Genomic DNA, 12,357 nt, shown 5'->3' with positions numbered 1-12,357 from the left:
ACCCCGCCCCCTGAGACTGCGCCGCCCGGCACCGCGCCGCCCGGCACCGCGCCGCCCGGCACCGCGCCGCCCGGCCCTGCGCGGCCTGGGGCTGTGCTGCCCGGTGCTGCGTGCCGCGACATTGCGCTCGCCGGCACTGCGCTGCGCAGCATTGGGTCCATCGGCGCTGTGAGGGGGGTGCTTGTTCGGAGTGTGGCGTTGAAGCAGCCTGTGTCCAGGTCGCCGCCGAGGCTTACGAACGCGGCGGGTGTCAGTTCTACGATCCTTCCGCGAGGGGAGGTGTCGCACTCCACGCAGCGGTCGCAGTAGCGGGCGGCCACGCAGCCGCACTCCACCACCGGCAGGGAGGCCGCGCGGCCGGTGCACTCGTTGCGGACGGTGATCTCGCTGCCGAGCGACAGGTATGGGAACGGGACGCAGCCGGACGGGGCGTCCGCGCACCCCCCGGCGTCTCCCTCGGAATCGACCGCCGGGTAGGCCGCCCCGTCCGGCGTCCCACCGCCCGCGCCCGCGAACCACGTCGCCGTCCCGCGCAGCACGTCCGGGACGGGCGCGGTGACATCGGGCGGGGCGAGATCATCGGGCCGGTACCCGGGCTGCGACGTGCCCGGACGCACGGCCTGCAGACCGTCCGGAGACCGCACGCAGACCAGGTCGATCAGGTACCCGGGCTCCAGCCGCGGATGCCGGACGAGCACCCGCTCGAAGGCGTGCGGGGGGATCACCACATGGGTCCGCCCCCGGTGCGGACCCATGTCCACCTCTACGGTGGTCCCCCTGCACGCCGCGATCGTGCCGGTGACCCGGCCGATGTCGACCCAGATACGGTCGGCACTGAGCCCGGCCTCCCCCAACCGGACGACCACGTTCCGCCCGGGCCGCAGCGCGGCGAGGCCCCCGCGCCCGCCGTGCCAGACGGTCGTCCCGTCGCCCATCGCCAGCCGTATCTCGATCTCCCCCGGTGCCGGGCGGTCCGGGCGCGACGCCGACAGGATCAGCAGATGCGGGCTCGCGTCCAGGACGGTGCCCGTGATCACGGTCAGCGGGGGTGCCGCCCGCTCCGGGTCGCGCGAGGACGCCGGGAGGACGGCCGCGCGGCGCCGGCGGCGGCTCGCTCCTCGGTGGTGGGGTGGCGACATCGCGAAGCTCCGGTGTTCGATCATTACTGCGGGTCACCGTCAGTGAGACGGTGCGTCAAGGGTCACGTGCGGTGACAGCGCTTGTCGACGGATTTGTCGCGATAAGTCAGCCGGGGGAAGACCTTTGATCTACCTGGGGTGAAGATTATGCTCCGGTTGACCCGGATATATCTTTTATGTGGGACCGTAATTACGATCTACGTGCGATCGTCAGCCATACCGGGAGTGCGCACGGCCGGGGCCGGGGAAAGGCCCGGCCGGGGCGGCTCCACAACCCCTGGTCCGGTGGTGAATTGAACGGTACGCGGCACGAGGAGTTCCGCTCGTACGTGGCGGAGCGCGGGGCCGTGCTGCTGCGGGCCGCGACCCAGCTGACGAGCGATCGCGCCGAGGCCGAGGATCTCCTGCAGGCGGCCTTGGCCAAGACGTACCTGGCCTGGGACCGGATCCAGGACCGCTCCGCCGTGGACGGCTACGTCCGCCGCGCCATGGTCAACACGCAGATCTCCTGGTGGCGGCGCCGGAAACTGGACGTCTACCCGACCGACCGGCTGCCCGACCGCCCCGTCGCCGACGACCACGCACGCCGCTCGGAGATGCGCGACGCGCTGGGCCGCGCACTCCGCCGCCTGCCCGAACGCCAACGCGTCACCGTCATGCTCCGCTACTACGAGGACATGTCCGAACAGGAGATCGCCGATTTCCTGGGAGTCAGCGTAGGAACGGTGAAATCCACGGTCTCCCGAGCCGTGGCCAAACTCCGCGACGAAGAGGGCCTCCGGTAATCACGTCACCGATTGAGCACCTACGGTGACCGCATGGTCAGACGCACGGCCGTCCGCCATTGCCAGAGCCTGCGGTCATCTGGTCCTGGGCGCTTTCGGAGGCTACCTTCTGACTTGTGCGGGATCTCATCGCGTAGCAGTTCGGAGGGCAAGGTTGCCGACGCGTTCCGTGACGATGGCGGCGTTCGAGCGCCGACGGAACCCGCGTGCGCAGCGACACCGGCCCCCACCGCAACCCCGCAACAACCAGAACCGTCGCGATCGCGTCCGAAGGCAGGTTTCGAGCGAAGCAAGAAACCTGATCGCGCAGCGAGCCCCTAGGCGAGCCGGAGCGATGCAGCGATCGCACGCATTGCCCGCCGAAGGAGGGCCCCCAAGGCCCGACGCCAAGGGCAATGCAAATAAACACGGAGGGGCCTCATGTGGAGCACCATGCAGGATTTCCCGCTCACCATCAGGACGATCATGCGCTACGGCGCGGACGTCTTCGGGGACGTCGAGGTGTCCACCTGGACGGGGGACGGGGCGCGGCGCCGTACCTACGCCGAGGTCGGTGAGCGCGCGGCGCGGCTCGCGGGGGCGTTGCGCGGGCTCGGCATAGACGGCGACCAGCGTGTGGCCACGTTCATGTGGAACAACGCCGAGCATCTTGAGGCGTACCTGGCGGTCCCGTCCATGGGCGCCGTTCTCCACACCCTCAACCTGCGGCTGTTCCCCGACCAGCTCGTGTACATCGCGAACCACGCCGAGGACCAGGTCGTCATCGTGGACGGGTCGCTCATCCCGCTGCTCGCGCCGGTGCTGTCGCAGTTGAAGACGGTCCGGCATGTGGTCGTGGTCGGGGCGGGCGACACCGCGCCGCTGGACGGTGCCGGCAAGGAGCTGCACAGCTACGAGGAACTGCTCGCGGCGGCGCCCGCGACGTTCGATTGGCCCGAGCTGGACGAGCGGTCCGCCGCCGCGATGTGCTACACGAGCGGCACGACGGGGAATCCGAAGGGCGTCGTGTACTCGCACCGCTCGGCGTACCTGCATTCGATGGCGACGTGCACCGGCAACGCGATGGGGCTGGGCGCGTCCGACAGCGTCCTGCCGGTGGTGCCGATGTTCCATGCGAACGCCTGGGGGCTGCCTTACGCGGCGGTCATGGCGGGTGCGGCGCTGGTCATGCCGGACCGGTTCCTGCAGGCCGAGCCGCTGGTCCGGCTCATCGAGACCGAGCGTCCGACGATCGCCGGGGCGGTGCCGACGATCTGGGCGGACGTCCTGCGGTACACGAAGGAGCACGGGTCCGACCTCAGCTCGCTGCGGCTGGTGCCGTGCGGCGGGTCGGCGGTGCCGGAGGCGCTGATGCGCGGGTTCGACGAGATCGGTGTCCGGATCGTCCAGGCGTGGGGGATGACGGAGACGTCGCCGGTCGCGACGGTCGCGCACCCGCCGGCCAAGGCGGCCGGGGACGAGGCGTGGCAGGCGCGGATCAGCCAGGGCCGCGTCCTGGCGGGGCTGGAGATGCGGATCGTGGGCGACGGCGACGTCGTCCTGGCCAACGACGGCGAGGCCGTGGGGGAGGTCGAGATCCGCGGGCCGTGGATCACCGCGTCGTACCACCTGGACGAGGACCCCGGGAAGTTCCACGACGGCTGGCTGCGCACCGGTGACGTCGGGACGCTGTCGCCCGGCGGTTTCCTGACGCTCACCGACCGGGCGAAGGACGTCATCAAGTCGGGCGGCGAGTGGATCTCGTCGGTGGAGCTGGAGAACCACCTGATGGCCCACCCGGACATCGTCGAGGCGGCCGTGGTCGGCGTGCCCGACGACCGCTGGCAGGAGCGGCCGCTCGCGTCCGTCGTGGTGCGGGACGGCGCGTCGGTCTCACCGGAGCAGCTGCGGGAGTTCCTGGCCGGCCGGATCGCGAAATGGCAGCTCCCCGAGCGCTGGGCGTTCATCGCCGAAGTCCCGAAGACGAGCGTCGGCAAGTTCGACAAGAAGGTGCTGCGGCGCCGTTATGCGGACGGCGAGCTGGAGGTGCGGCGCGCCGAGTGATCGGCGGTGTCCCGATCCGGCCGGGCCCGGCCGGATCGGGACGCTGACTCGATTCTGACGCCGAGTCATTGATACCGTGATCACGGAGAGAAACGGCATCTCACCCCGGGTCACTATAATGGTGATTTCGGCAGACCATGTGGTGCGGATGGGGTTCACGGGTGTATGCAAGGTGGGCTGATTGTCCGGACGACTCCCATGGGGACGGACCCCTCATGCCGCTGCCGGGAGCGTGAATGCCCAGGTTGTCCCCCACCGTGCACGCCCCCGACCGCTCACTGGTCAAGGGGCTGAACGAAGGCGACGAAACGGCGTTCGCCACGCTCTACGACGAGTACGGTGAGCCCCTTTACGACTACGCCCTGTCGATGACGGGCGACGCGAAAGTCGCCGCCGACATCGTCCACGACACGTTCATCGACGCCGGCCGCCGCGCCCCGCGGATGCGCGACCACCTGCATCTGAGCTCGTGGCTTTACGGGGCGGCCCGCCGCCGCTGCATCCGCCGCGGCCGGGCGAAGGTCCTGTTCTGGGATCGGGAGTCCGAGTTCTCCGACATCCCTTTCCTGGACCGTGCCGAACCGGACGACCCCGTCCCGGAGTGGCCGTCGTCCGACGAACTGCACGGACTGTTCCGCGGCGCCCTCGCCCAGCTGGAGCCGGGCGATCAGGAGGTGCTGCTCCTGGCGTTCCGGCACGGGCTGCGTCCCGGGCGGCTGGGCGCGGCGCTCGGGCTGTCCTCGCGGCGGGCCGCGCTGCGGGTCCGCACCGGACGCGCCGAGCTCGCGGCGGCGCTCCAGAAGGAGATCGACCGCGCCAACCGCGCCTGCGCCTTGGCGGCGGAGCCCGGCGCGGTGGCCGCCCTGGCCGGTGCCACTCTGGACGAACCGGACGAGACCGGCACCCCGTCCGCTCAGCCGGAGCCCGCCGCGCGTCCTGCCGGTGGGAGGCTCAGCCGGGTCCTCCGCCGGCGTCCCCCGGTCCCGCCCGCCGACCCGGAGACCGCGCGGCACGCCGCCGGCTGCGCCCACTGCCGCCGCCGCGGCCGGGTGACCGGCGCCGCGCTGTTCGGGCGGGCGCCCGCCCCGGTGCTGCCGGCCGCGCTGCGGCACCGCGTCATGCACACCGCGACCGACCCCGAGCTCGCCGGCTACCGGGCCGACATCGCCGCCCGCGGCGGCACCCTCACCCCGGCCGGGCTGCCGAGCCAGCCGGACGTGCCGTCGCCGTTCACCCGCCGGTGGCTCTTCACCGGCGGCGGCATGGCGGGCGCGCTGGTCGCCGCGCTGGTCGCCGCGTTCGTCATGGGGCCCGGCATCGGCGGCGCCCCGCTGTCGTGGCCGCCGTTCCGGTCGGAGCCGCAGCCGTCCATCACGCACCAGCCGCCGCCGAACGGGTCGAGCACCGACACGGAGCCGTCCCGGGCGCCCAGTGCGGGCGGACCCGGCCGCTCCGCGCCGCCGCCCGTGCACCCGCAGACGGAGGAGAAGACCCCGCAGGAGTCGGCGGACCCGGCGCAGCCGCCGCCCTCGTCCCCGCCGCCCGCGCAGCCCGGCGCCCTCGTCGTGAACCCCGCCAAGGTCGAGCTCTACGGCACCAAGTCCGCGAGCGTCAGCCTCGCGGCGGAGAGCGGCCCGGTGACGTGGACGGCGATGACGTCGACCAGCCAGCTCGTCCTGTCCGAGATGCAGGGCGGCATCGACGAGGGCGGCACGAGCCAGGTGACGGTCCGGTTGAAGACGTTCATCGTCGGGCTGCCGGGCCAGGGCACCCTGACCTTCACCGACTCCGAGGGCGCGACGCACCAGGTGAAGGTCGTCTGGGGCGTCTCACTCCTGTGACGGCTCGCCGAGGTGGTCCCGGACCATTTCGAGGTGCTCGCCGAGCGCCGCCTGGACGCGGGTCTCCATCGCGCGCGCGATGAACGGCTCGACCACCATCTTCACCAGCGGCCGCATGCGGCGGACCACCGCGGCGACCTCGGTGACCTCCGCGCCGTCCGGGACGGGCTGCCCCTCCAGCCGGTCGAACACGTGCTCCTCGACGAGGTTCACGAACCGGCCCGCGATCACGTCGCAGTCGTCGCGGATCTGCTCGGCTATGTCGAGGACGGAGTCCAGCGGGATCCCGGCGGCGACGAGCTCGGCGCCCACGTGCAGCAGCCGCGGGCTCGGCACCCGGTACTTGTCGCCGTCCGGCTCGATGAGCCCGAGTTCCACGGTCCGGTCCCGCATCCGGGCGACCTCGCGCTCGTCCAGCCCGGCGCCGAAACTCTCGACCAGCTCCTCGAAGGTGGTGGTGCCGGGGATCTCGTCCGACCACGGGTCGGTGAGGACCTTCTCCAGCCCGAGGACCTCCCCGACGTCCTTGCCGGTCTCCCACGCCGTCAGCAGGTCCTTGATGATCGCGAACGTGTAGCCGCGGGCGAGCAGCTTGCCGAGCAGCCGGAGCCGCGCCAGGTGCGAGTCGTCGTAGAGGCCCACCCGGCCTTCGAGCCGGGGCGGCGGCAGCAGCCCGCGGTCCTGGTAGGCGCGGATGTTGCGGACGGTGCTCCCGGCCAGCCGCGCCAGCTCGTCGATTCGGTACTCCGCCATGCCCCGCCTGCGACTCGTCTCACCTTGACCGCCGTGATCTTACTCCGGCACTATTGTTACATCAGTCAATGGCACATAGGGGATGGCGTCATGGGGGAGCCGGACGACATCGAGGAGACCCTCCTCGGCGGCCCCCTGCGCTACACGCGCAAAGAGGTCGAGAGCCTCTCCGGCGTCTCCGACGAGTACGCCCGCAGCATCTGGCAGGCCCTCGGCTTCCCCACCCCGCCCGACGACGAGGTCGCGTTCACCGACGGCGACGTCGCCGCCCTCCAGGAGATCAAAGAACTCCTCGGCACCGACCTCGTCGACGAGGACATGGTCCTCCAGCTCGCCCGCGCCGTCGGGCAGACGATGGGCCGCCTCGCGAGCTGGCTCGGCGACGTCTGGCTGCAGCGCCTCGGCGAGCTGCCGTCCGACGAGCCGGCCGCGGCCGACCTCGTCACCGCCGCCCTCGCCGCCACCGAGGACCTGCGCCCGGCCTTCGAGCGGCTCCTCCTGCACGGCTGGCGCCGCCAGCTCACCGCCGCGGGCATGCGCGCCGCCGCGACGACCGCCGCCGCGCAGGCCGATCCCGCCGCCGGGATCGCGAACCTGGCGGTCGGGTTCGCCGACGTGGTCTCCTTCACCCGGCTGAGCCGCCGCCTCGACAGCGGGGCCCTCGCCGCCTTCGTGGAGCGCTTCGAGGCCGGCACCGCCGAGATCATCGCTCAACTCGGCGGCCGGGTCGTCAAGACCCTCGGCGACGAGGTCCTGTTCGTCACGTCCGAGCCCCGCGCCGCCGCCGACATCGGCCTGCGCATCGCGGAACGCTTCGACGCGGACCCCGACTTCCCCAAGGTCCGCGTCGGCCTCGCCTACGGGGAGGTCATCCAGCGCCTGGGCGACGTGTTCGGCACCCCGGTCAACCTCGCCGCCCGCCTCACGGCCACCGCGCACCCGGGCACGGTCCTCATCGACAACGGCCTCGCGACGGCCCTCCCCAAAGGCGTCTACGACATCTCCGCCCTCCGCCCCCGCCCGCTCCAGGGCCTGGGCCGCGTCCGCCCGTATCGTTTGAAGTCCAGGCCCACTGCGCTCGCCTAGCGGCTCGCTCCGTGACCTGGCCTTGTGCGAGCGCGGCATCGCTTCGCGATCTTCCGGTGAGGCTCGCCTTCGGCGTCGCCTCACCGTCAGGTAACGCGCTCGCGTGCGGGGTTGAGGCTCGCGTGCGGGCTGAGACTTGCGTGCGGATCAGGCGGCGGGGGTCGTGGTGGAGTCCAGGTTTCGGGTCAGCGCCCGCAGGGTGCCGTGCAGGGTCGTCAGTTCTTCGGGGGACAGGCCCGTTGAGTCGAGCATGCGGCGGGGGACGCCCGCGGCGCGGTCGCGGAGGGCCGTGCCCTCGGGGGTCAGGTGGACCGACACCGAGCGTTCGTCCTCGCGGCCGCGGCGGCGTTCCACCAGGCCGGCGTTCTCCAGGCGCTTGATGAGCGGGGAGAGCGTCCCGGAGTCCAGGCGCAGGCGCTCACCGAGCTGCTTGACGGTGAGGTCGCCGGTCTCCCAGAGGACCATCATCGTCAGGTACTGCGGATAGGTGAGCCCGAGGTCCCGCAGCTCTCTCCGGTAGAGCGCGTCGAATGCCCGGGAGGCCGCGTGCAGGGCGAAGCAGACCTGCGCGTCCAGCGTCAGGAGATCGTCGTCGGCCGCCTCGGTCATCCCTCCATCCTACGTTCGCCGGAATCGGGGCGGCGGGAACGCGGGCAGTGCTCCCCGGGCGGGCGGGGAGCACTGCCCTGGAGGTGGGGAGCACCGCCCTGGAGGTCAGTCCCGTCCGACGTCCGAGTGGATCGCGTCGGCGCGGTTCTGGCGGGCGTCCGCCGGGAGCAGGTAGCCCTCCCTCAGGTTGCGGGCGTCGCTCTGCACGACGGCCGCGACGTAGCGGCCGCGGGACGGGTAGAGCGCGTCCAGCCGGGCCTCGTCGAACGGTGCGTGGGTGCCGAAGAGGAAGCAGAAGGTCTCGCCGGAGTTGTCGCCCGTGTTGAGCGCCGTGGGCGCCTCCACCTGGGAGAGCCTGATGCCGCCCTTGGCCAGGCCCAGCGCGTCGCGGGCCTTGCTGCCGTCCGGGTTGAACTGGAGCGGTGGCGCGGACGGCGGTGTGCGTCCCTTCGTCCACCGGACGAGGTGGTCGTAGGACGTGGCGATCACGTGGTGCAGGGGGACGCGGCTGAACGGGGGCGCGTCGCACTGGTACGTGGGCGCCTCGCCCAGGTCGCGGGTCAGGATCGGGCGGCGGTACTCCTGGCCGTGCCAGCCGGAGTGCGCGCTTCCGGCGACCTCCCACCGGCGGAACGTGTCGGTGTCCGGCGGCCGGACGGGCGAGCGGACGTCGGTCTCCGACAGCACGTTGAACACCGGCTCGGGACCGCGCCGCGCCGGGGCGGGGCCGACGATGAAGGCGTAGCCGTCGAAGACCTTCTCGCTCTGCGGAAGGACGGCGTCGTAGTAGGTGGTCATCCGGAACGCCGACTGCGAGGCGCCCACGCCCAGCACCGTGCCGGTCCTGAGTCCGCGTAGCGGCGAGGACGTGCGCAGGGTCTCGGCGACCTGCGCGTAGATGTCGTAGGACAGCTCGTCCCCGGTGAACCGGCCGCCTCCGGTGACGTCCAGGTCGCCGTAGCGGGCGGGGCTCCACTCGGTCAGGTGCTCCACTCCGACCCGCTGCGCGGAGATGCCCGCCCAGGCGTACCCGGCGCGGGTGATCTGGGCCGTGCTCCACAGGGCGTCGAGGTCGTATCCGGCCGTGACGTTCTGCCATTCGGCGATGACCGTGCCGTTGTACCGGTGGGGCCTGGCGGGTTTCCGCACGATGACGCGGGTCTTGTACGGGACGCCGGTCGCGAGCTCCTCGCCGGTGGCGCTGTACGCGGTGGCCTCGCCGGAGACGAAGAACTCCTGTTCCACGTACCCGAGCGAGGCCAGGTCGACGTTCGTGGCCATCCACGGATAGGTGTCGGCGACGTCCGGAGACGACGGGTCCCCGGGTGGCGCACCTGGAATCGGACCCTCCACGACGGTGCCGGGCACGCCTCGCGCATGGGCGGGAGCCGATGCGATGACGAGCCCGGCCGCCGCCATCGATGCCGAGAGCAGCGATGCGGCCAGCAGCCGGGTGAGCGGTGAGAACTGCACGGCGTCCCCTCCACGGGCAGGTGACGGAATCAGCCCATGGTTCCCGCGCTCCCGGGTGGCCGCATCGGCGAAATCACCGGCGGGCCGCCGTGCCGCCGCGTCAGGACGGGCGCATGAGCATGAGGGCGGTGGCCTCGACGACGTGGTCGCCCGCGCCGTCCACCGCCACCCAGCGGTAGTGCTGGATGATCTTGCCACTCCCCGTCTCACTGGACTCGCCCGGGGTCAGCTCGACGTGCAGCGTCGTGCCCGCCTTGACCATCTTCCGGAAGCGCACCTCGCGCAGTTCGATCAGCGCGATGGCGTGGTCGAGCAGCCCCGACTGCTCGACCAGCCCGCCCATCAGCAGCAGGACGCCCTGCCCCGGCAGCGGCGCGCGGGCGCCCTCGGCCCACTCGCGGGGGCCGGGGTTGAACAGCGGGTGGGTGTAGCCGCCGAGGCCGACGAGACCGTCGATCAGGGGCTGGGTGACCTCCACCGGCGGGGTGCTCGACGTCTCGCCGGACGTCGCGGCCGTCATCGGCCGTTCCAGACGGGACGGCGCTTCTCCACGTAGGCCCGGTACCCCTCGTCGGCGTCGGCGACCTCCTCGTGGAAGCGGGTGAACAGCTCGCGTTCGAGGCGCAGGCCGTCCTCCAGCGTCACGTCCGGGGCCGCGTTGATCAGCTGCTTGATGAACGCGGTCACCGCGCGGGAGCGGTCGCCGAGCCTGTCGGTGAGGCGGGTGACCTCGTCCGCCAGCTCCGCCGCCGGGACGCTGGACAGCGCGAGGCCCCAGTCGACCATCTCGGGGCCGGTCAGCCATTGGCCGGCGAGGAGCAGCGCGCGGGCGCGCTGGTCGCCGAGCTTGCGCGGGGCGCGCTGGGACGCGCCCGCGCCGGGCACGACCCCGAAGTCGCTGTGCGTGTCGCCGACCTTGGCGTCGTAGGCGGCGATGACGAAGTCGCAGGCCAGCAGCAGCTCGAAGCCGCCCGCGCGGGTCAGCCCGTTGATCGCGGCGACGCTGGGCAGCGGGAACGCCTCCAGCCGGTCGAGGAACGCGTGCAGCCGGCGGATGAACGGCAGGAACACCCCGGACGGGTCGGCGAAGCAGTCGCCGAGGAAGCCGATGTCCATTCCGACGCAGAACGCCCGGCCCGTCCCGGTGATCACCAGGGAGGACAGCGAGTCGTCGCGCTCGGCGGCGTCGAGGGCGGCGTTCAGGCCGTCGAGGGTCTCCGGGGACAGGCTGTTCATCTGCTCGGGGCTGTTGAGCGTGATGGTCATGACCGAACCGGTCACCTTCGTATCGACCCTGGTCATGAGCGTGCGGCTCCTTCTGTGTCGGTGCGTTCTGTGTCGGTGCGTTGCCGGATGCCGCCGGGATCGGGACTCCGCATCCCGATCACGGCGGCCGCTTGTGCGGGCCTCCTCATGCGGCGCTCACCTTGACCAGGAGCCGTGCGCCGTCGTCGGCCGTGATCGAGGGGCCGTCGAGCCCGGCGGGGATGTGGATGAGCGAGCAGGGTTCCAGGGCGGCGCCGTCGACGGTGACCGTGCCCTCCGTCAGGACCAGGAAGCGCTTGTGGTGCGCGGCCGGGACGGGCCGCGCCCATCCGGCGGGCAGGTCGACGAGCACCGAGACGCCGGGCGCGGCCGCGTTGCTGCTCAGCACCTTGGACCGCAGGCCGGGGACGCCGGGCCCGGCGAGCCGGGTCGCGGTGTCGTCGTGGTCGCGCCACACCATGAACCGGCCCTCCTTGCGGCGGACGTAGCCGCGCGGGCCGATCGGGTCGGACGCGCCGGGGCGGGCGTGGCGTCCCGCCTCCTCGTCGGGGCGCACCACGCGGGAGACGCGGCCGCTCCCGTCGGGCGCCGACTCGCCCTCCATCATCAGGACGCACTCGAAGCCCTCGTCGGACGAGGCAGAGTGCACCCAGCCCGGTGGGCGCCAGAAGTAGTCGCCCGCCTGGAAGTCGCCCTCGGCGGTGAGCGTCGCGCGCCCGCCGAGGAACAGGGCCTCCTCCACGCTGTCGTGGTACGCCTCGGACAGGTCGCGGTAGCCGGGGTCGGTCCGGACGTGGTCGATGCGGCGGGACGTCGCCGGGTCGTTCCAGAGGGCCCGGATCCAGTACTTCGACAGGAGGTCGCCGACGCGGTCCGGGTCGCCGAGGTTCTCCCGGAACGCCGGCTCCATCGAGTCGTACACCTCCCGGCCGCTCACCCACGGCATGGCGGGACCGTCGACGACCGTGACCTCAGCCGACACGCGGCCCCCTCTCGCTGGCGCGAATACATCAGACATAAAGGTAGTCTGCTGTCATGAGATAGTGTCAATGGCCATGAGCCTGGTCGCGGGCGCTTGACACCGCGTTTGCGATACATCAGATTTATAGCCATGCGGGGAGGGGGGAGCGTGCTCGGCAGTACACCGTTCGAGGAGGGCCCGGAACGCGGCGACCTGCGCGACATGGTGGGCGCGCTGCTCGCCCGGGAGCTCCCCGCGGACCGCGCGCTGGCGCTCGACCGCGAGGGACTGTTCGCCGCCGACGCCTGGACGGCGCTCGGCGAGGCCGGGCTGCTCGGCCTGCTGGCCAACGACGCGCTCATCGACCTCGGCCGGGCGCTGGCGGGCCTCACCGCCAAGCC

General features: G+C 72.1%; 12 protein-coding genes. 5 read left to right on the top strand and 7 right to left on the bottom strand.

What is annotated here, in order from left to right; genetic code table 11:
• On the bottom strand, positions 1 to 1,139 hold a 1,139-nt coding region (locus E1266_RS29360), incomplete at its 3' end, for a hypothetical protein (RefSeq protein WP_207945981.1).
• 293 nt (positions 1,140 to 1,432) lie between these two features.
• Here E1266_RS29360 and E1266_RS29355 point away from each other — a divergent pair.
• From E1266_RS29355 to E1266_RS29345, 3 genes are all read left to right on the top strand, one after another.
• A complete protein-coding gene (locus E1266_RS29355) occupies positions 1,433 to 1,924 on the top strand; it encodes a SigE family RNA polymerase sigma factor (RefSeq protein ID WP_243719028.1) in 492 nt (163 codons plus the stop codon).
• A 420-nt stretch (positions 1,925 to 2,344) separates the two neighbouring features.
• Positions 2,345 to 3,967, top strand: a complete 1,623-nt coding sequence (locus tag E1266_RS29350; protein ID WP_132052520.1) for a long-chain fatty acid--CoA ligase — start codon at positions 2,345 to 2,347, stop codon at positions 3,965 to 3,967.
• Between the two features lie 236 nt (positions 3,968 to 4,203).
• Positions 4,204 to 5,808 (top strand): sigma-70 family RNA polymerase sigma factor, encoded by a 1,605-nt coding sequence (locus tag E1266_RS29345; protein ID WP_132052518.1) that lies wholly within the window; start codon positions 4,204 to 4,206, stop codon positions 5,806 to 5,808.
• Here E1266_RS29345 and E1266_RS29340 read toward each other — a convergent pair.
• Positions 5,797 to 6,561 (bottom strand): MerR family transcriptional regulator, encoded by a 765-nt coding sequence (locus E1266_RS29340; RefSeq protein WP_132052516.1) that lies wholly within the window; start codon positions 6,559 to 6,561, stop codon positions 5,797 to 5,799. The two genes, E1266_RS29345 and E1266_RS29340, sit on opposite strands and share 12 nt — an antisense overlap.
• Before the next feature lie 90 nt (positions 6,562 to 6,651).
• Between E1266_RS29340 and E1266_RS29335 the strand changes: the two genes are divergently transcribed.
• Positions 6,652 to 7,647, top strand: a complete 996-nt coding sequence (locus tag E1266_RS29335) for an adenylate/guanylate cyclase domain-containing protein (RefSeq protein ID WP_132052514.1) — start codon at positions 6,652 to 6,654, stop codon at positions 7,645 to 7,647.
• A gap of 147 nt (positions 7,648 to 7,794) precedes the next feature.
• On the opposite strand, the gene E1266_RS29330 is transcribed toward E1266_RS29335, so the two are convergent.
• From E1266_RS29330 to E1266_RS29310, 5 genes are all read right to left on the bottom strand, one after another.
• The gene (locus tag E1266_RS29330) at positions 7,795 to 8,256 is read right to left on the bottom strand and encodes a MarR family transcriptional regulator (protein WP_132052512.1); all 462 of its coding nucleotides are present in this window, start codon (positions 8,254 to 8,256) and stop codon (positions 7,795 to 7,797) included.
• A 105-nt stretch (positions 8,257 to 8,361) separates the two neighbouring features.
• A complete protein-coding gene (locus tag E1266_RS29325) occupies positions 8,362 to 9,729 on the bottom strand; it encodes an alpha/beta hydrolase domain-containing protein (protein ID WP_243719026.1) in 1,368 nt (455 codons plus the stop codon).
• A 100-nt stretch (positions 9,730 to 9,829) separates the two neighbouring features.
• Positions 9,830 to 10,249: a MaoC family dehydratase gene (locus E1266_RS29320; RefSeq protein WP_132052510.1), complete on the bottom strand. Its 420-nt coding sequence runs from the start codon at positions 10,247 to 10,249 to the stop codon at positions 9,830 to 9,832.
• A complete protein-coding gene (locus tag E1266_RS29315; protein ID WP_132052508.1) occupies positions 10,246 to 11,031 on the bottom strand; it encodes an enoyl-CoA hydratase/isomerase family protein in 786 nt (261 codons plus the stop codon). The genes E1266_RS29320 and E1266_RS29315 overlap by 4 nt, the downstream gene beginning before the upstream one ends.
• A 109-nt stretch (positions 11,032 to 11,140) precedes the next feature.
• Positions 11,141 to 11,977, bottom strand: coding sequence for a hypothetical protein (locus E1266_RS29310; protein WP_132052506.1), 837 nt, complete (start codon positions 11,975 to 11,977; stop codon positions 11,141 to 11,143).
• A gap of 147 nt (positions 11,978 to 12,124) precedes the next feature.
• Between E1266_RS29310 and E1266_RS29305 the strand changes: the two genes are divergently transcribed.
• Positions 12,125 to 12,357 (top strand): acyl-CoA dehydrogenase family protein (locus tag E1266_RS29305; RefSeq protein WP_207945980.1); only part of this gene is annotated, 233 nt, incomplete at its 3' end.

It is taken from the genome of Actinomadura sp. 7K534 (assembly GCF_004348575.1).
Lineage (GTDB): Bacteria > Actinomycetota > Actinomycetes > Streptosporangiales > Streptosporangiaceae > Spirillospora > Spirillospora livida.
Note: the sequence above shows the minus strand (reverse complement) of the source record. Positions and strands in the feature narration are given on the sequence as shown.

Excerpts from the sequence above, each read along its gene's own strand:
- E1266_RS29350 (WP_132052520.1), top strand. The coding sequence starts at position 2,345 with ATGTGGAGCACCATGCAGGATTTCCCGCTCACCATCAGGACGATCATG.
- E1266_RS29345 (WP_132052518.1), top strand. The coding sequence starts at position 4,204 with ATGCCCAGGTTGTCCCCCACCGTGCACGCCCCCGACCGCTCACTGGTC.
- E1266_RS29340 (WP_132052516.1), bottom strand. The coding sequence starts at position 6,561 with ATGGCGGAGTACCGAATCGACGAGCTGGCGCGGCTGGCCGGGAGCACC.
- E1266_RS29335 (WP_132052514.1), top strand. The coding sequence starts at position 6,652 with ATGGGGGAGCCGGACGACATCGAGGAGACCCTCCTCGGCGGCCCCCTG.
- E1266_RS29330 (WP_132052512.1), bottom strand. The coding sequence starts at position 8,256 with ATGACCGAGGCGGCCGACGACGATCTCCTGACGCTGGACGCGCAGGTC.
- E1266_RS29320 (WP_132052510.1), bottom strand. The coding sequence starts at position 10,249 with ATGACGGCCGCGACGTCCGGCGAGACGTCGAGCACCCCGCCGGTGGAG.
- E1266_RS29315 (WP_132052508.1), bottom strand. The coding sequence starts at position 11,031 with ATGACCAGGGTCGATACGAAGGTGACCGGTTCGGTCATGACCATCACG.